Raw genomic sequence first — 16,936 nt, forward strand, 5'->3', positions numbered from 1 at the left:
GCTTCGTCGGCGGCGACGCGTCGTCGATGCTGCCGAGTGTGTGGAATTGTACAACACACGCACAACGCTTTTAGCGACGGCACCCCTCAGTTACGTCACAAAATGCCCGATTCGATGTCCGAACAGCTCCAGCGGGACATGGAGTGTGAGGGGTTACTCGAGTGCTTCCACGGTCTGAAGCAGTTGGACAAGGACTGTTACCAGACGCTTGTCTCCGCCGACGAGGCGCTCACCATCGACGAGGTGGCCGAGCGCGTCGACCGCGAGCGCTCGACCGCCTACCGCGCGGTCCAGCGGCTCCTCAAGGCCGGCTTCATCCAGAAGGAGCAGATAAACTACGAACAGGGGGGGTACTACCACGTGTACAGGCCGACGGACCCCTCGCAGATCGCCGACGACATGCAGCGGATGCTCAACGACTGGTACGCGAAGATGGGCCAGCTCATCGGCGAGTTCGAGGAGAAGTACGACCGCCCGGAGCGCGCCGCCGCCGAGGGCTGACGCAGCGCGGAAGACGCGAACTCCCGGCCGTCGACCGTGCCGGCGCGCGGTCGTCTCGCGCCGGAGGCCTGGCCGTCGCGTTGTGTGACACACCCAATAGCACCGCCGTAGTCACGGGGACGAGAGGACTCGGTGACGAGCCACCGCCCTCGGTGGAGTCGCGACGGGCGAAAGAGAGGCGGTCGCCGTCGCGGTCCGCCGCTCGCACGCCGTCGAACCGGGGCGTCGCGGCGGTGCCGGTACCGCCCCCCGCGCCGAACCGACCGGCGCGCGGGACGGGGATCGGTGGCGTTAGGCCCTCCGAGACCCTACGGACGGTATGGCGACGAGCGTCCGCGTCCGCTGTGACGACTGTTCGTACGAAGCGGCGTTCGACTCCCTCCGGCGAGCGCGGACGGCGCTGAGCGACCACGAGCGCGAGACCGGTCACGCGGTCGAGTGGGAGATCGGGTCCCTGGCCAGAGGCGTCGAGCGCGCCGGCGACGACGCCGGCGTGTGCGGCCGACCGGGATGCGAGAACCCCGACACGCCGCTCCTCGACCACGACACCGGGCGCGGACCCGACGCGGACGACTGATCGCGCGGCCGCCGACGGGTTCGGGCGGTGCGGCGGGAACTCGATCCCCCCGCGGCGGGGGTTTTTGTCCCCGCCGTGCGGAGCGGTATTCGATGTCACGAGCAGTCGTCTCACACCGCGACGGCCACGTCTACGAGTTCGGGCCGTCGATGGACCCAGTGTACGAGGCCGCCGACGGCGAGTCGCTGACGGTCGAGACGGTCGACAGCCTGAACGGCGCGATTCAGGAGGCGGGAGACCTGCTCGACGCGATCCCCGAGGAGGTCAACGCCGCGACCGGACCGATCGCGGTGGCCGGCGCGAGCCCGGGGGACGTCCTCGCCGTCGAAATCGAGGCGGTCCGCGTCACAGAGGACCGCGGTCGCGTGCTCACCGCGCCGGGTTTCGGACTCCGTCAGGACGACCCCGAGATCGACCACCCGGCGACGCGGATCACCGAAGTCGACGGCGGCGACGGGGTCGGCACCGAACCGGGGACGATCGACTTCGAGGGGATCGACGTGCCGATCGAACCCGTGATCGGGACTATCGGGGTCGCCACCGACGGCGAGACGATATCGACGCTCACGCCCGACGACCACGGCGGCAACCTCGACACGACCGACGTGACCGGCGGGACGACCGTCTACTTCCCGGTCTTTCAGGAGGGCGCGATGCTGGCGATGGGCGACGCGAAGGCCGCGATGGCCGACGGCGAGATGTGCGGGACCGGCGCGGAGATCGCGGTCGAGATCGACGCGACGCTCTCCGTGGTCGGGGACCCGCCCGTCTCGCCGGACCGTCCCGTCGTCGACACCGGCGACGCGGTGAAGACGCTGGCGAGCGCGGAGACGCTGGAGGAGGCGGTCGCGCTGGCGAACGGCGACATGCTCGACCTGCTGGCGCACCATCACGACCTCTCGCGCACCGAGGCGTACCTCTTCTCCAGTCTCGTCGGCGGACTGGAGGTCAGTCAGGTTGTCGACCCGCAGGTGACGGCGCGGAACGCGGTGCCGAGCGAGTACCTCTCGCTGCCGTTCTAACATCGTCGGCACCGAGGTGAGGTCGCGGCGAGGTCTCGTCCGGTACCGGAGTTCAGCGGTCCGACCGCTCCGCGAAGCGGCGCGCGGCGTCGCTCAGGCCGGAGTCGGCGGCCGCTCCCGCCTCGTCGGTCTCCGCGTCTGCGTCCGACTCGGCCCCGGTGGGTTCGAGGTCGACGGCGGTCCCGTCGGCCTCCGTGACCGGATCGCTCCCCTTGGCGGCCGTCGCCCCGTCGGCGGTCTCGGATTCGGGTTCGGTGGCGGCCGCCCGGTCTGAGCCGGAGACGGCCGACGGGTCGGCGTTCGGCGGGTAGCTCAGCTCGGCGGGCGGGACGAAGACGCGCTCGACGGCGCGGACGATTTCGTCGACCTGCGCCTCGTCGAGCCGGTCGGCGTACGCCTCGCGGACGAGGTCCGGCACCGCGTACGCGTAGTGGCCGCGGCCGGCGTGCCGGATGAGTCCCGCCCGCCGGATCGGCCGGTGGCGGCTGTAGGCGTGCCCGGAGTCGCCGTCGCCGCCGGCGTCGATGTGGGCCGCGACGGGGTCGCTCGCGCCCTCGCGGCGGTAGTGGCGGAGCATGCCGCGGGAGAGCTCCGGGAGCGCCTCGATCCGCGAGCGGAGCTCCTCGATCACCGCCTCGCGGGTGCCGAGTTCGATCGCGTCGTCGAACCGGAGCGCGCTCTCCGCGACGTCGTCGCGGGTGACTGGGTCGACGTCGTCCGGAGGAGTGGTCCCGGGTTCGGCCGCGGCGCCCGCGGGGGTGTCGGACCCGTCGCCGGCGTCCGCGGTAGTCGAGGAACCGGCGCCCGCGGTGGGGTCCGCGTCGACCTCGGCGCCGCCGTCGGCGGCCGAAGCGTCCGGTTCGGTCGCGGTCTCGGCGTCCGCTCCTTCGCTCGCGGTCTCCCGGGTCGGCTCGGTCGGCTCGGTCGCGGCGACCGCCTCGTCGTACGACTTGAGCACGGACTGGCCGCCGCCCTCGTCGTCGCCTCGGGGTCGATCGGTCTCGGCGGGAGGTCGGTCGCCGCCGCTCCGGTACGGCGCCTCCGCCTTTCCGAGGAGCGCCTGCGCGAACTGGTCGGCCATGTCGCTCAGGTCGCGGGCCTCCTCCAGTTCGCGTTCGAGGTCGGCGATCCGCCGGTCCTTCTTGTCGAGCTCCTGTCTGAGGTCGGCTATCTCCGACTCGCGGCGCTCCTTCTCGTCGGAGATGGACTCGAGCTCCCCGACGAGGTCGCTGGAGACCGACTTCAGTTCCGGGCGCTCGAAGTCGTCGAGTCCGGGCGTCGCGCCCGCGTCGAACGTCTCCTTACGGTGGAACTGGATCCGGCGGATCGACTCGTCCCAGTCGGTCATTAAAAAGGCCTCGCCGTCGCCGAGGTCCTCGACCGCGCTCGCGTACTTCGAGCCGAGGATGCGCCCGACGACCTTCGTGTCGTTGTCCCAGGTGAGCCGGTGCCAGCAGAGCCAGTCGCACTGGGTGATGAAGTCCTTCTTGACGTCGGCGGGGCGCTGGCTGATTCCGACGATGCCGAGGCCGTGCTTCCGGCCGCGCTTGCCCACCTTGATCAGCATCTTGCCCGTCTCGTCCATCCCGCCGCCCTCGGGGATGTACTCGTGGCACTCCTCGATGACGAGCAGGAAGGGCTTCTTCATTCGCTTCTCCTTCGCGAACAGCTGCTTGACGACTTCGAGGAGGAGCTCGTTGGCGGTCTCCTCTTCGAGGTAGCCGGAGACGTCTAAGATGATCGGGACGTTCTGATCTAAGGCGAGCGTCGCGAGCTTCTCGGCGTGCTCGGGGGAGACGACGATGTCGCACTCGTCGTCGGCGCCGGCGTGGAGGATCTCGTACTCCTCCTTTAAACCGTAATATTCGCCGTCTGTATCCACGATAAGAACCGGAAATCCGCTGTCAAGCAGGTTCTCGATGACGACGGACGCTGTGTTGCTCTTTCCGGACCCGCTCTTGCCCGTGATGAACGACCGGCCGGTGAGCACGTCGACGACCGGGAGTTCGACCGGCGAGCCGGGGTCCGCCGTCGCGTCGCCGCCGATCCCCTCGCTGACGTCCGCGACGTGGATCGTCTCCTCCTCGCTCATACCCGTGAGAGGTAGCGCCCGCCTCATAAACCATCGCCTCGTTCCGCGTCGGTCGCCGTCGGCTACGGCGTCGGCACCGTCGGCCACGAGCGGAGCGTGGGCGAACCGCGAGCGGAGCGTAGGCGAACCGCGAGCGGAGCGTAGGCGAACCGCGAGCGGAGCGTAGGCGAACCGCGAGCGGAGCGTAGGCGAACCGCGAGCGGAGCGTAGGCGAACCGCGAGCGGAGCGTAGGCGAACCGCGAGCGGAGCGTAGGCGAACCGCGAGCGGAGCGTAGGCGAACCGCGAGCGGAGCGTGGGCGAACCGCGTTCCAAGGTCCGCAAGACGTATGCCGCCGCCGGGAGTCCGGCCACGCATGGCCCCCGAAGACACCCTCCGCAACGCGGTCATGGGCGCGGTCGCGTCGGTCCTGCTCACCTTCACCGGCATCTCCCCGCTCCCCGGCGGCGCCGTCGCCGGCTACCTGAACAGCGACGGCACGCCGGAGAGCGGCGACGGCCTCCGGGTCGGCGCGCTCTCCGGGTTCATCGCGTCGATCCCGATCGCCGGCCTGCTGTTGCTCGTGTTGGTCGTCCTCCCGTTCCTCGGGTTCTTCGGATTCCCGCTCGAAGCCAGTCTCATAGCCGGAGGACTATTCGTACTCACGGCGATCACCGTACTGGGTAGTGTCGCCTATTCCGTCGTGTTGAGCGCGCTCGGCGGCCTGCTCGGCGTGTACCTGAAAGAAGAGCTGTAGAACGGTCGCTGGTAATTATAAACAGCCGAATCCGGATCGGTGACGAACACCGCCGAAGCCCCAGTCGTTCGTTCATAAATAGCTAACTGTGGATCGGCGGCGAACACCTCCAAAGCCCCAGTCGCGAGGGCGGCCGCTCGCAGGCACGCGCCACCGCATCTATTTATAAACAGAGTGTGTGAGAATCGGCTCGCGACAGCGCGTCGGGACGCCTTAGTGCTCGCCGCCGGTGCCGCGCCGGTCGGAGTTGAGGTCGATGTCGAGGTCGTCGAGCAGTTCCTCGGCCTCCTCGCGCTTCTCCTGGTGGTCTTCGAGGAACTCGCGCATCAGTTCGGCGGCCTGCTCCTTACAGCCGCCACAGAGGCGCTCGCCGTTGACACACTCCGAGTAGACGGTCTTGGTGAGTTCGTCGTCGTCGCCCGCGAGCAGGTAGGCGTACAGCTCGTAGACGGGGCACTCGTCGGCCTCGCCGCCGAGTTCGCGCTGCTCCTCGGCCGTGTCGCGGCCGCCGGTGGTCGCCGCCTTCACCTTGTCGTAGCCCTCCTCGGGGTCGTCCAGCAGCGAGATGTGGCTCGCGGGAATCGACGAGGACATCTTTCCGCCCGTCAGCCCGGTCATGAACCGGTGGTAGATCGAGGAGGGCTGCCGGAAGCCGAACCCGTCGTGGTCGATTTCCACCTCGCGGGCGACCGACTCGGCCTCGTCGCGGGTGAGGTCGAACGCGTCGACGTGGCCCTCGAACACGCGCTTCTCGCCGTCGACCGCCTCGATCAGCGCCTCGAACGCCTCGTCGGTCGCGTTGCGGTCGAAGAAGCGCACGCGGGGGCGGAGCGGCTCCTTCCCGCCGGCTTCGAGCTTGTCGAGCGCGGTCGACTTCGCGGCCGCGAGGTCGACGCTCTCCTGGTCGCTCTCGGGCGGCTCGTAGTCGGCGAGCCACTCGGCGGCGTCCTCGCAGCGCACGTCCGAATCCGCGTCGTCGCCGTCCTCGCCGCCCGCGAGCGCGTCGTAGGCGGCTCGTACGAGCTGCCGCTCGTCGTCGTCCAGCTCGAAGGAGGCGAACGCCTCGGTCACCTTGAAGTAGCGCACGCGGGTCGCGAGGTCGCGGGTGAGCCGGACGTGGGGGTCCTGATCGGGACCGACCGGAATGACGGTGGGCTTCGGCTCGTCGACGAGCTGCGGGTAGAGGATGTCCGCGGTCTGGGTAACGACGCTTTGCATGTGCGAGATGTTCGTCTCGCCGTCGAAGCCGTAGATGGCCTCGAACTCCGAGAAGTTCGCCTTCGACCCCAGCTCGAACCCGAGGTCTTGCACCGCGCGGTTGTCGGACTGGCGGTACAGCTCGCCCGCCTCGGCGTCGAAACCGAGCGCGAGCAGCGAGAGGAGGTAGTTGCGCGCGTGCTCGTCGATCTCGTCCCACGACATCCCCCGGGCGGAGTGGGCTTCGAGGTCGGCGATGAGCCCGAACGCGTCGCCGCCCTGTCGTTGGTGCCAGATGATCTCGTCGAACACGAGCTTGTGACCGATGTGGGGGTCGCCCGTGGGCATGAATCCCGACAGCGCCGCGAACGGCTCGTCGTTCGCCATCGCCTCCGCGACCGCGTCGTACTCGCGGTGCCCGAAGATGACGCCGCGGCGCATCAGGTAGTGCGGGTCCGGCACGTCGCCGTCGACCTCGTCGAACGCCTCGATGCCGAACTCCTCGAAGAGGTCCGCGTAGTCCCCGACCGACGCCGACCCCCACGGGTCGAGCGCGACGTCCTCGGTCGGCTCGTCCGCGCGCTCGGTCCCGCCGTCGGTCCGCGGGGGCGTCGACGGCCCGCGGGCGCCGGCGGACTCGCGTCCGTCGCCGCCCGTCGTCGCCCCCTCGGGGGTGTCCTCGTCCATACCACCTCTCCCGTCGGTCGACGCAAAAACCGTTCGCTTGCGCGGGAGCGGTTGCCACGGCGCGCCGGTTCGAACCGACCCCGCGGGGTCGGTTCACTCCGCGTGCGGGACCAGCCGCGTCGCGGTCGCCTTCCACCGGATCGAGACCGGGTCGCCGGGAGCGAGGCCGAGCCGCCCGATGCTCTCGGCCGTGATCAGCGCGGCGACTTCGATATCGGAGCCGCCCGCTGACTCTCCGCCTCCCGTCTCGCCCCCGTCGGTCGCTTCGACCGCGATCCGGAGCGTCGACACCGTCTCGCCGGCGTCGACGGTCGAGACGCGCCCGTCGAGGCGGTTCCGGGCGCTCGTCGCGTCCGGGTCGACCGCGTCGGCCGCGTCGTTGATGGTGACGGCGTCGGCCCCGATCCGGACCTGGACCGCGTCGCCGGCGGCGACCCGAGCGCCTCGGCCGGGCTCGTCGCCCCCGTCATTGCCGTCACCGCTCCCGTTCTCGGCGTCGCCGCCCTCGCCGTCGACGGTCCCGCCGTGGAGTCCGGAGAGTCCCCCGACCGCGGTGTCGACGGCCGCGAGTTCGCCGTCGACGGCGGTGACGGTGCCGTCGAGGACCGTCTCCGGCACCGCCGCGGTCGCCGCGAGGACGGCCTGAAGCCGGTCGTAGCGGTCGAGGAGGTCCCGCCCCGACGCGGCGAGTCGGCTCCCGCCGCCCCCCTCGCCGCCGCGCCGGCGCTCGACGAGCGTCCCGTAGGCGTCCTCCAGCGCCTCGATCCGCGAGAGGGCGCGGGCGCGCGAGCGACCGAGTTCGGCGGCCGCGCCCGCGACCGACCCCGCCGCGTCGACGGCGCGCAGCAGGGCCGCGTCGCGGCCGTCGAACTCGACGCCGTCCTCGATGAGCGCGGCGCGCCCGCGGCCCGCGGCCGCGTCCGGGCCGGCTTCGGTCGGCTCTCCCATGGCCGATGGATGGATCGGGACCGTGTTGGCGTTTTCGACCGGTCGCGTCCCGCCGCTCGCCGCGGCACGCAACTTATATGTGGCACCGACCCACCGTTGTATCTATGACGATACAACGACGCGAGCTGCTGGCTGCGCTCGGCGTCGGCGGGGTCGCGAGCGCTGCCGGCTGTTCCGCGGTAGGGGGGCGTGAGGGCGGAGGGGAGGGTGAAAACGGGACCGACGGCGAGAGCGAGGTCGGCGTCGCCGGCGAGGCGCTGACGCTCACGACGACGACGAGCACCTACGACACGGGGCTCTTAGACGCGATCCACACGGAGTTCGAGGAGCTGTACGGCGTCACGGTCGACGCGATTCCGAGGGGGACCGGCGCGGCCCTCCGGACGGCCCGCGACGGCGACTCGGACGTCGTGATGGTCCACGCACGCGGCCTCGAAGACGAGTTCCTGCGCGACGGGTACGGGGTCAACCGCCGCGACCTGATGTTCAACGACTTCGTGATCGTCGGTCCCGAGAGCGACCCCGCGGGGATTCAGGGGACGGGCTCCGCGACAGAGGCGCTGACGGCCGTGGCGGACGCGCAGGCGACGTTCGTCTCTCGGGGCGACAACTCCGGAACCCACACGAAGGAGCTGAACCTCTGGGAGGCGACCGGCACGGAGCCGGGCGGCGACTGGTACCAAGAGACCGGGACCGGGATGGGCGAGGCGCTGAACATCGCGAGCCAGCAGGGCGCGTACACGCTCTCGGACCGCGGGACGTTCATCTCGCAGCGCTCGGCGGTCGGCCTCGCGGTCCTCGTTCAGGGACCGATCAAGGGCGGACCGGAGATCCTCGCGAACCCCTACGGGATCATGGCGGTGAATCCGGGCGTCCACGAGGGCGTCAACTACGACCTCGCGATGGCGTACATCGGCTGGATCACCAGTCCGACCGTTCAGGACGCCATCTCGGAGTACCGGGTGAACGGCGAGCAGCTGTTCTTCCCGCGGGCGGTCTCCGAGGATCCGGACTTCGGGCAGTACGTCCCGGAGGGTTGGAGTAGCGAGAGCGACGACTCGGACGTGTAATCGTGACGTTCGAAGCGACCGTCCAGGTGGTTCCGGCGCTGATCGACGTCTCGTTCAGGGACGGGTATGTCGGGAGCGTCGTCGCCGTCTCGCTGTACGTGAGCCTCACCGCGGTGGCGCTGAGCACGCTCGTCAGCGTGCCGGCCGCCGCCGCGATCGGCCTCGCGGAGTTCCCCGGAAAGGGGTTCGTGAAGTCGGTGGTCTGTCGCAGTTCGTGCTCGCGACGCCGCCGATCACGGCGATCAGCCTCGCGGCCGTGAGCGGCGTCGACGACGGGGTCCGCGACGCCGCTCGCGTCCTCGGGGGACGCGCGTCGACGTGGCCTTAGTCGTCATCAAGGAGGCCCGCTACGGGATCGCGACCGCGGTGCTGGCCGGGTTCGGCCGCGCGGTGAGCGAGGTCGGCTCCGTGCTCATCGTCGGCGGGAACATCACGAGCGCCGACGGCGTCTCGAAGACGCGCACGCTGACGACGGCGATCCAACTGGAGGCGCGGCAGGGCCAGTACGAGACCGCACTAGTGTTAGGCGCCGTGCTCGTCGCGCTCGTGTTGACCGTCAACGCGATCGTCGTCCGCTTCGGTGACCGCGGGGTGGCGGGATGACGCGCCGCGGGTGGCGAGACGACGTGCCGGAGGTGACGGACTGATGCTCCGCGCGACGGGCGTGTCGCGGTCGTACGGCGACGAGACCGTGTTCCGCGACCTCTCGATCGAGGTCGACGCCGGCGAGGTCGTCGCGGTCATCGGCCCCTCCGGCGTCGGCAAGACGACACTGCTCCGGACGCTCACGCTCTCCGCGGAGCCGGACGAGGGGACCGTGGCGTTGGGCGGAACCGACGCGTGGGCGGTCGACGAGGCCGAGCGCCTCGCGCTGCGCCGCCGCGTCGGCATGGTGTTCCAGGAGGCGAGCCTCTTCGACGGCACGGTCGCGCGCAACGTCGCGTACGGGCTTCGGGTCCGACGCTCGTGGAGCGACCGGCTCGCCGCGATGCTCCGGTCGGGGAGTACCCCCGACGCAGTCGACGAGTCCTTAGCGGTCGTGGGGTTGGCCGACGAGGCGGACCAGCCGGCCGAGTCGCTGTCGGGCGGCGAGGCCCAGCGCGTGTCGTTCGCTCGGGCGCTGGCGTACGACCCCGACGCCCTGCTCCTCGACGAGCCGACCTCGGACCTCGACCCGCGCAACACCGCCGTCATCGAGGAGGCGGTCGGCGAGGCGAAATCGCGGGGGATCGGGGTCGCGCTCGCGACCCACGACATGCATCAGGCCGAGCGGGTCGCGGACCGCGTCGCGGTGCTGTTAGACGACGGGATCACGGAGGTGGGGCCGACGGAAGAGATATTCGAGAGTCCGGCGGACGAGCGCACCCGGAAGTTCATCTCGGGCGAACTGGTGTACTAACTCGCGTCGAGGGGAGGCGAGAAACCGGTCGAATCCGTCGATCTGAGTTAAATGATCGGCGGATTTGCGGTGAATGTCTCCAATGTCCCAGCAGCTCACTTATAAACACTCGACTATGGATCGGCGGAGAATACCTCCGAAGCCCCAGTCGCTCGGTTATAAACACTCGACTATGGATCGGCGGAGAACACCCCCAAAGCCCCAGTCGCTCGGTTATAAACACTCGACTATGGATCGGCGGAGAACACCCCCAAAGCCCCAGTCGCTCGGTTATAAACACTCGACTATGGATCGGCGGAGAACACCCCCAAAGCCCCAGTCGCGAGGACGGCGCACGCTCGTTGCGCTCCTCGTCACTCACTTCGTTCGTTCCTGTGGTGCTTACGTCGCCTGCGCCGTCCTCGCGACTGCCCCTTTGAGTCCCACCCGACCGCGACCGCACAGCGCCTCACGCCTCCCCAGCCTCGTCAGTCGCCTCCGCTTCGCTCCGGCGACTGACTCCCTCGCGCGTGCTGTCGCCGGCGCGAAGCGCCGGCTTCCAGAGGGACCGAAGGTCCCTCGCGGCTCGGCCGCAGGGCGGCCTCGCAGGCACGCGCCACCTCGCCGTTTATTTATAAGTAATAGTCAGCGCCGCTTCAGACGTCGAAGTCGAGTTCCACCGCGTCGCCGGCGTCGGCGTCGCCCAGATCGACGACGTTCTCGTCGGCCGCGAACCCCGCGTGGAGGTGCCCGTAGGTGCGCTCGATCGCCTCTACGATCACCTTCGTGTCGCCGGTGACGGGCATGAAGTTCGTGTCGCCGCTCCACCGCGGGACGACGTGCGTGTGGAGGTGGTCGATCGAGCCGCCGGCGGCGTCGCCGCCGAGGTTCTGGCCGGTGTTGACGCCGTCGGGGTTCATGTCGCGTCGCAGCGCGTCGAGCGTCGCCGCCTTCAGCTTCGCGTGGTCAAGGAGGGTCGCGTCGTCGAGGTCGGTCGGGTCCTCGACGTGTGCGTCCGGGATCACCATCGCGTGGCCGGGGTTGTACGGCGCGTTGTTCAGGAGGACGTAGTTGCGCTCGCTGCGGGCGACGATCCGCGCCTCCCGGGCGTCCTCGCGCTCCGGCAGCACGCAGAACGGGCAGCCGTCGATCGGGTCCGAATCGCGTTCGACCCACTCGATCCGCCACGGCGCGAATATCCGGTCCATCAGTCGTCGAACCCGTGGATGCCGGCGGTCGTCACCTCGATCCCGTCCTCGGTGACCAGCAGGGTGTGTTCCGCCTGACTCACGAGGGCGTCGTCGTCCTCCTTCAGGACGGGGTACCCCTTGATCGCGTTCGCCTGCTTCAGCCGGCGGAGCGCCATCTCGGCGCGGTCCGTCTCCAGCCAGCGCGCCGCGAACGGGAGGTCGTCGAACGCCTCGATCTCTTCGAGCGCCTGCCGCGCGCGCCGGTCGCGCACGCTCGCGGAGCCCTGCTGTTCGAAGATTTCCTCCTCGGTCCCCTCGCCGACCTTCCCGCGGCCGTCGGTGGCGAACGGCTCGATCGCGACCGCCTGCCCCGGTTCGAGTTCGACCGAGCGGTCGACCCCGCGGTTCGGCACCGTCGGCCCGGTGTGGGCGTCGTAGCGCTGGACGCCGTGCCCGGAGAGGTTGAGGACGGGCGTGTAGCCGTAGCCGCGGATCACGTCCTCGATCGCCTGCCCCACGACGCCGACCTCGACGCCCGGGCCGGCCTCGTCGAGCGCGGCTTCGAGGGCCATCTCCGCGGCCTCGACGAGTTCGGGGGTCCCGCTGTGGTCGACCGTCACCGCGGCGTCCGCGATGTAGCCGTCGACGTGGACCCCGACGTCGAGACACACCATCTCCTCGCCGAACTCGGTGTCGTCGTCGCGGCCCGGAGTGGCGTGCGACGCCTCCGGGTCGACGCTGATGTTCACCGGGAACGCGAGGCCGGCCCCCTGCTCCCGGACGAAGTCCTCCGTCCACTCCGCGACTTCGAGGTGGGTCCGGCCCGGTTCGACCATCTCGCGGGCCTCGTTCATCGCTTCCGTCAGCACCGCGCCGGCCTCGCGGTAGCTCTCGACCGCGTCCTCGTCCAGAGGTCCGTGACTCATGGGTCCGGATTCGACGACCGCGCGCAAAGAGGTTGCGGAGGGCGGTCGACCGCGCCGCGGGAGGCGGTCGACCGCGCCCCGATCAGGCGGGCGTGATCTCGACGTACCACTCGTCTTCGGCCGGATTCGCCGTCTCGTGGGCGTACCCCCGCTCCGCCAGCACGTCGTACAGCGGCACCGGCTCGAAGCTGTTCACCAGGCAGAGCGACTCCCCGTCGTCGAGACCGTCGAGCGCGGCCATGATGTCCCCGAACGGTTCGCCGTCTCTCTCGCGCGCGTCCAGTCGCTCGTCCGCGTCGTCGAACGGCTCGGCGCTCATACGTCTCCCGTCGCGTCCCGCGGTGGTATAGTTCCTCCCGAAGCCGTTCGGGTGGGTCGTTCGAGCGCCGGGGTTCCGCTCGAACATGTTCGCTCGAAGATGTACGGGGCCGAGGCGCGTACTGGTATCTATGTCGAGTACACTCTCGGACCACGACCACGGCGCGGACCCGGTGACCGACCACGTCCACGAGAACTCGTGGTCCGCGAACCTCGAAGGTCCCGAACACGCCGAGGACCGCGACCTCCTCGTGCGGCAGGCGATCGAAGCGGTCGAGCACACGGCCGCCGGCAACCACGTCAACCTCGTCACCCACGGCGACCACGGGCATCCGGAGGAGTACCTCTTCGAGGCGCTCGAAGCCGAACTCGGCGGCGACCTCGACTGGCAGTACGTCGAGCAGTGCGGCTGCGGCGGCCACGTCGTGCGCGTCCACGTGTGACCGGAGCCGCCCGGTGAGACGGCGGACCTACTCGTTCTCCTCGGCCGCCCTAGGGAGCCACATCCGCACCACCGTCCCGGTCGGCTCGCGGGTGTCGATCTCGAGGTCGCCGCCGGACTCCGTGACGATCCAGTGGACGAGCCAGAGACCGAGTCCGCTCGCGTGTTCGAGCGCCGTCTCCCGGGCCTCCGAGAACACCGTCCGCTCGACCGGCGGGATCCCCGGCCCGTCGTCGGCCACGTCGATCCGGAACCGGTCGCCGTCGGTGACGACGGTGGCCTCGACGTGCGGGTCGTCGCCGTCGTTGTGGACGACGGCGTTCTCCAACACGTTCCGGACCGCGGACTCCAGTAGCTCGTCCGCGGAGACGACCGCCGACTCCGGGGCGGTCACCGTCACCGTCGCCCGGGGGAACGACGACTCCAGCGACTCACAGAGGCGGTCGACGAGTTCGGTCAGGTCGATCTCGGTCCGGCCCGCGTCGCTGTGGAGCGCGACGTCGATCTCGCGGGCCTGGTCGCTGAGGTGAGTCAGCGTCTTGACCTTCCGGTCGATGATGTCGAGGTACGGGTCGCCCTCCTCGTCGACGTGGTCGCGAAGCAGGTCCGCGTAGCCGCCGATGACGTTCGTGTCGTTTTTCAGGTCGTGTCGGAGCACGCGGTTTAACACCTGAAGCCGCTGTTCGTACCGCCGGGCCTCCGTGACGTCCGTGGCGGTGATGACGACCTCGCGCGCGTCCTCGAACAGGCGCTCGATCACCGTCTCGAACCGACGCCAACTGCCGTCGTCACAGGCGATCCGGTGCGTGAGCGACTCCGGCTCCGGGCTGTCGAAGGCGCGTTCGAACGCCTGCTGTGCCTCGCGCCGGTCCTCGGGGTGGACCAGATCGATGACCGGCCGCCCCTCCACCTCGTTCGTCTGGTGGCCGAGCAGCCGCTCTATCGACGGGCTCACGTACCGGAGGAGACCGTCGTCGCCGCAGACCGCGATCACGTTCGGGGACTTCTCGATGAGCGCGCGGTAGCGCCGCTGGAGCGTCTCCCGCTCGGTGACGTCGCGGAACAGGAGCACTGTCCCGGTGCGGGCCGTCCCCGGTCCGGAGATGCCGTGGACGTCGACGGTCAGGAACCGCGGCGCGCCGCCCTCGTCGACCGTCACGCGGAACTCGTCGTCCCCGCTCTCGTCGGTGGTCGCGTCGACGACCGCCGGAACGTCGTCGAACGCCTCCTCGACCCGAACGCCGAGTTCGACGCCGGGGAACAGCGACCGGGCGGGGTCGTTGCGGTCGACCACCCGGCCGTCGGCGTCGCAGACGACGACGCCGTCGGAGAGGTTGGCGAACACCGCGTCCCGGGCGATGGGGGAGACGTCGAGCAGCCGGTATCGGAACACGACCCACGCCAGGAGCGCCGAGGTCCCGGTGAACGCGATCGGCGTGAAGTCGACGTGTCCGGCCTCGGGACCGATCGCGCCCGCGATGCCGGCCGCGCCGAGCGCCAGCGGCGCGACGCCGGCGACGAAGAGGGCCGCCGCCTGCCGGCGGAACACGCCGTCGCGGGCCGCCGCGGCGTAGCCGAGGACGGCGAAGGTGAACAGGTTGACCGCGTACGTGTAGCCGACGAACCCGAGCAGCGCCGGCGTCGGCGCGTAGTCGAGGACGCGGTAGCCGCCGACGTCGACGAGCGAGGGGTCGGCGTAGAAGAGCGGGTCGACCCCGACCGTCCAGACGGCGGCGGCGACGGCGACCGGGACGAGCCAGAAGAGCGCGAAGCGGCGCCGACGGAGCCACGCGACCCTGTCGACGTACGCCAGGACGAACGCCGGCCACGCGACCGCCAGCCCCGCGGTCCCGAGCCAGACGAAGCGGTCGAGGTACAGCGTGGCCTCCAGCGAGCCGGCGGACAGCTGCGCCGCGTACGCCAGCGACCAGACGCCGGCGGCGCCCGCGACGCCGACGAAGCTTCGAAGCAGGACGTGTCCGCCGCGGGAGCGGTTGACGACCGCGTACACGGTGAACGCGAACGACGCCACGGCCGCGACGAGCAACGGGGCCGTGTACGGCGTCGGTTGCCACGCCATCGATACCGGTAGGATGCGAGTAGTCGGTAAAAAGGGACCGAATCCTCTAACCCGTTCGAGGGACGCCGATCGGTATGCTCGAACCGGGCGACTCCGCACCCGATATCACGCTCACCGACCACCGCGGCGAGACGGTCACCGTCGACCCGGCCGCGGCCGCTCACACGGTCGTGTACTTCTACCCGCGCGCCGACACGCCCGGCTGTACCGCCGAGGCGTGTGCCTTCCGCGACGAGTGGGACGCGTTCGAGGAGGCGGACGTCGCCGTCGTCGGGATCAGCGACGACCCCGTCGAGGACCTCGAACCGTTCGCCGCGGAGTACGACCTCCCCTTCACCCTGCTCTCGGACCCCGACGGCGAGGTTTCGAGCGCGTACGACTCCTACGGCGAGAAGTCGATGTTCGGGAACACCTTCGACGGCGTGTTCCGGAACACCTACGTCCTCGACGGCGAGGGGACGGTCGTCTTGGCCTACGAGGGGGTCTCGCCCGAGGATCACGCCGTGGAGATACTCGACGACGTCCGCGCGCTCGACGACTGACCGAGGCGGAGCGGCGGCCCTCCGCCGACCGGCTCTCGATACTCTTATTACTTGTCACGAGACACTCGAAATGATGCCCTCCAAACGAGCGTTCGCGAAGCGCCTAGCCGCGCTCGCGGCGACCGGGCTGGGAGTCGCCGGACCGATCGATGCCCTGAGCGCCGAGCCGCCGCCCGACGCGGCCCTCGCGGTCGAGTCGGCCGGAGCCGGAGCCGGCTCGACCGGCGGCGAGACCGCCGGAGACCGCGCGGGGTCCGGTGGACCGCGCTCCGCGGTCGCCGCGGGGAACTACGACCCCGCGGAGGTCGCGTCCGCTGCCGTCGACACCGTCGTGACCGGGCGGATCGATCCGGCGGTCCTGACGGCCACCGGCCTCCCGGGCGGAGTCGGAGAGCGCGTCCGGCGGCTCCTCGACCGGTACGAGAGCGCGTCGCTCGAGGCCGTCGAACGGGCGACCGGCGGCGCCGCGCTCACCCCCGACGGACCGGAGGGGTGCGCGGTCGCGGTCGGTGACCTCGACGCCGCCGCGCTCGCCGCGGAGCTGGACGCGGACCCTGACGTGGTCCGCGAGTCGGGAGACGACTCCGAGTTCGCCCGGTTCCGCGCGCGGAGCCTCGGCTCGGCGGTCGCGGTGGCGCCCGGCGAACTCGTGGCCGCGTACGGCCCGACGCCGGCCGTCGCCGCGACGCACCGCGACGCGGGGATCGGCGGCGGGGCCGACGGCGGAACCCGGCGACGCGGGGGAGCGACCGCGAGCTACGGCCCCCTCCCCTCGCTGCTCGGCGGCGACGCGACCGCGTGCGTCGACCTCGGACCGGACGCCCGCGACCATCTCCGGGGCCTGCTCGACGACGCGCCGGAGGCGCTCCGCACCGCGCTCGACGCGTCGGGCGCGGTCGGAGCGTCCCTCCGCGTGACCGACGAGGGGACAGGCGGAGACGCGGGGAGCGACGGCGCAGGGAGCGGCGACGGCGACGCGCCGAGCGTCGCGCTGCGCTACGGCGCGGTCGCGGACCCCCGACGCCTCGACAGGGAGACGGCCGAGGCGATCGCGGAAGCCGCCCGCGAGGGAGAGACGTCGCTCGCGGACGCGACCGTCACCCGACACGGGCGGACCGTGATCGTCGACGCCGCGGCCGAGAGCGACCTCTTCGCCTCCCACGCCTCGCTCTTCGGAGCGACCGTCGGGGACCCGATCGAGGTGTCCGACGCGTGAGCGACGGCGACGAC

The 16,936-nt window shown here is 70.6% G+C and carries 16 protein-coding genes and 1 pseudogene; 10 read left to right on the top strand and 7 right to left on the bottom strand.

Annotation, left to right across the window (positions count from 1 at the left end):
* Positions 1-102: 102 nt before the first annotated feature.
* The 3 genes from KI388_RS10330 to KI388_RS10340 all read left to right on the top strand — a co-directional run bounded on the left by KI388_RS10330 (position 103) and on the right by KI388_RS10340 (position 2,100).
* A complete protein-coding gene (locus KI388_RS10330) occupies positions 103-501 on the top strand; it encodes a helix-turn-helix domain-containing protein (RefSeq protein WP_215086554.1) in 399 nt (132 codons plus the stop codon).
* 319 nt (positions 502-820) lie between these two features.
* Entirely contained in the window at positions 821-1,078 is a 258-nt protein-coding gene (locus tag KI388_RS10335) for a hypothetical protein (protein WP_215086555.1), read from the top strand.
* Between the two features lie 92 nt (positions 1,079-1,170).
* A complete protein-coding gene (locus tag KI388_RS10340) occupies positions 1,171-2,100 on the top strand; it encodes an acetamidase/formamidase family protein (protein ID WP_215086556.1) in 930 nt (309 codons plus the stop codon).
* 52 nt (positions 2,101-2,152) lie between these two features.
* On the opposite strand, the gene KI388_RS10345 is transcribed toward KI388_RS10340, so the two are convergent.
* Positions 2,153-4,192, bottom strand: coding sequence for a DUF87 domain-containing protein (locus KI388_RS10345; RefSeq protein WP_215086557.1), 2,040 nt, complete (start codon positions 4,190-4,192; stop codon positions 2,153-2,155).
* A 355-nt stretch (positions 4,193-4,547) separates the two neighbouring features.
* On the opposite strand from KI388_RS10345, the gene KI388_RS10350 reads away from it, so the two are divergent.
* Positions 4,548-4,928 carry a DUF5518 domain-containing protein gene (locus tag KI388_RS10350; RefSeq protein ID WP_215086558.1) on the top strand — a complete coding sequence of 127 codons (381 nt, stop codon included), beginning with the start codon at positions 4,548-4,550 and terminating at the stop codon, positions 4,926-4,928.
* Positions 4,929-5,141: 213 nt separating this feature from the next.
* Here KI388_RS10350 and KI388_RS10355 read toward each other — a convergent pair whose 3' ends face one another.
* Both KI388_RS10355 and KI388_RS10360 read right to left on the bottom strand, forming a co-directional pair.
* Complete coding sequence (locus tag KI388_RS10355; protein ID WP_215086559.1) at positions 5,142-6,812, bottom strand: tryptophan--tRNA ligase; 1,671 nt, start codon at positions 6,810-6,812, stop codon at positions 5,142-5,144.
* A gap of 93 nt (positions 6,813-6,905) precedes the next feature.
* Entirely contained in the window at positions 6,906-7,760 is an 855-nt protein-coding gene (locus KI388_RS10360) for a TOBE domain-containing protein (protein WP_215086560.1), read from the bottom strand.
* A gap of 104 nt (positions 7,761-7,864) precedes the next feature.
* Between KI388_RS10360 and KI388_RS10365 the strand changes: the two genes are divergently transcribed.
* The 3 genes and pseudogenes from KI388_RS10365 to KI388_RS10375 all read left to right on the top strand — a co-directional run bounded on the left by KI388_RS10365 (position 7,865) and on the right by KI388_RS10375 (position 10,229).
* Positions 7,865-8,830 carry a substrate-binding domain-containing protein gene (locus tag KI388_RS10365; protein WP_215086561.1) on the top strand — a complete coding sequence of 322 codons (966 nt, stop codon included), beginning with the start codon at positions 7,865-7,867 and terminating at the stop codon, positions 8,828-8,830.
* A gap of 2 nt (positions 8,831-8,832) precedes the next feature.
* A pseudogene (locus KI388_RS10370) lies at positions 8,833-9,433 on the top strand (ABC transporter permease).
* A 43-nt stretch (positions 9,434-9,476) separates the two neighbouring features.
* Positions 9,477-10,229, top strand: a complete 753-nt coding sequence (locus tag KI388_RS10375) for a phosphate ABC transporter ATP-binding protein (RefSeq protein WP_215086562.1) — start codon at positions 9,477-9,479, stop codon at positions 10,227-10,229.
* 635 nt (positions 10,230-10,864) lie between these two features.
* Here the strand turns inward: KI388_RS10375 and KI388_RS10380 are convergent.
* The 3 genes from KI388_RS10380 to KI388_RS10390 form a co-directional block, all read right to left on the bottom strand.
* On the bottom strand, positions 10,865-11,416 hold the full coding sequence (locus tag KI388_RS10380; RefSeq protein ID WP_215086563.1) for an HIT domain-containing protein: 552 nt from the start codon (positions 11,414-11,416) through the stop codon (positions 10,865-10,867).
* Positions 11,416-12,324, bottom strand: a complete 909-nt coding sequence (map, locus tag KI388_RS10385) for a type II methionyl aminopeptidase (protein WP_215086564.1) — start codon at positions 12,322-12,324, stop codon at positions 11,416-11,418. The genes KI388_RS10380 and map overlap by 1 nt, the downstream gene beginning before the upstream one ends.
* Positions 12,325-12,406: 82 nt before the next feature.
* Positions 12,407-12,643: a DUF2249 domain-containing protein gene (locus KI388_RS10390; RefSeq protein ID WP_215086565.1), complete on the bottom strand. Its 237-nt coding sequence runs from the start codon at positions 12,641-12,643 to the stop codon at positions 12,407-12,409.
* Positions 12,644-12,773: 130 nt separating this feature from the next.
* Here KI388_RS10390 and KI388_RS10395 point away from each other — a divergent pair, with 130 nt between their 5' ends.
* On the top strand, positions 12,774-13,085 hold the full coding sequence (locus tag KI388_RS10395) for a CGCGG family rSAM-modified RiPP protein (RefSeq protein ID WP_215086566.1): 312 nt from the start codon (positions 12,774-12,776) through the stop codon (positions 13,083-13,085).
* A 27-nt stretch (positions 13,086-13,112) separates the two neighbouring features.
* On the opposite strand, the gene KI388_RS10400 is transcribed toward KI388_RS10395, so the two are convergent.
* Positions 13,113-15,164, bottom strand: a complete 2,052-nt coding sequence (locus tag KI388_RS10400) for a histidine kinase N-terminal 7TM domain-containing protein (RefSeq protein WP_215086567.1) — start codon at positions 15,162-15,164, stop codon at positions 13,113-13,115.
* A gap of 74 nt (positions 15,165-15,238) precedes the next feature.
* Between KI388_RS10400 and KI388_RS10405 the strand changes: the two genes are divergently transcribed.
* Together KI388_RS10405 and KI388_RS10410 are read left to right on the top strand one after the other, a co-directional pair.
* A complete protein-coding gene (locus KI388_RS10405) occupies positions 15,239-15,706 on the top strand; it encodes a peroxiredoxin (RefSeq protein ID WP_215086568.1) in 468 nt (155 codons plus the stop codon).
* Positions 15,707-15,779: 73 nt separating this feature from the next.
* On the top strand, positions 15,780-16,922 hold the full coding sequence (locus KI388_RS10410; RefSeq protein ID WP_215086569.1) for a hypothetical protein: 1,143 nt from the start codon (positions 15,780-15,782) through the stop codon (positions 16,920-16,922).
* The last annotated feature ends 14 nt before the right edge of the window (positions 16,923-16,936 follow it).

This window comes from Halorubrum sp. 2020YC2, from assembly GCF_018623055.1.
In the GTDB taxonomy this organism is placed as follows: domain Archaea; phylum Halobacteriota; class Halobacteria; order Halobacteriales; family Haloferacaceae; genus Halorubrum.

Bases quoted from the DNA above. Each gene is read 5' to 3' on its own strand.
- KI388_RS10330 (WP_215086554.1), top strand. From the start codon at position 103: ATGCCCGATTCGATGTCCGAACAGCTCCAGCGGGACATGGAGTGTGAG.
- KI388_RS10335 (WP_215086555.1), top strand. From the start codon at position 821: ATGGCGACGAGCGTCCGCGTCCGCTGTGACGACTGTTCGTACGAAGCG.
- KI388_RS10340 (WP_215086556.1), top strand. From the start codon at position 1,171: ATGTCACGAGCAGTCGTCTCACACCGCGACGGCCACGTCTACGAGTTC.
- KI388_RS10345 (WP_215086557.1), bottom strand. From the start codon at position 4,192: ATGAGCGAGGAGGAGACGATCCACGTCGCGGACGTCAGCGAGGGGATC.
- KI388_RS10350 (WP_215086558.1), top strand. From the start codon at position 4,548: ATGGCCCCCGAAGACACCCTCCGCAACGCGGTCATGGGCGCGGTCGCG.
- KI388_RS10355 (WP_215086559.1), bottom strand. From the start codon at position 6,812: ATGGACGAGGACACCCCCGAGGGGGCGACGACGGGCGGCGACGGACGC.
- KI388_RS10360 (WP_215086560.1), bottom strand. From the start codon at position 7,760: ATGGGAGAGCCGACCGAAGCCGGCCCGGACGCGGCCGCGGGCCGCGGG.
- KI388_RS10365 (WP_215086561.1), top strand. From the start codon at position 7,865: ATGACGATACAACGACGCGAGCTGCTGGCTGCGCTCGGCGTCGGCGGG.
- KI388_RS10375 (WP_215086562.1), top strand. From the start codon at position 9,477: ATGCTCCGCGCGACGGGCGTGTCGCGGTCGTACGGCGACGAGACCGTG.
- KI388_RS10380 (WP_215086563.1), bottom strand. From the start codon at position 11,416: ATGGACCGGATATTCGCGCCGTGGCGGATCGAGTGGGTCGAACGCGAT.
- map (WP_215086564.1), bottom strand. From the start codon at position 12,324: ATGAGTCACGGACCTCTGGACGAGGACGCGGTCGAGAGCTACCGCGAG.
- KI388_RS10390 (WP_215086565.1), bottom strand. From the start codon at position 12,643: ATGAGCGCCGAGCCGTTCGACGACGCGGACGAGCGACTGGACGCGCGC.
- KI388_RS10395 (WP_215086566.1), top strand. From the start codon at position 12,774: ATGTCGAGTACACTCTCGGACCACGACCACGGCGCGGACCCGGTGACC.
- KI388_RS10400 (WP_215086567.1), bottom strand. From the start codon at position 15,164: ATGGCGTGGCAACCGACGCCGTACACGGCCCCGTTGCTCGTCGCGGCC.
- KI388_RS10405 (WP_215086568.1), top strand. From the start codon at position 15,239: ATGCTCGAACCGGGCGACTCCGCACCCGATATCACGCTCACCGACCAC.
- KI388_RS10410 (WP_215086569.1), top strand. From the start codon at position 15,780: ATGCCCTCCAAACGAGCGTTCGCGAAGCGCCTAGCCGCGCTCGCGGCG.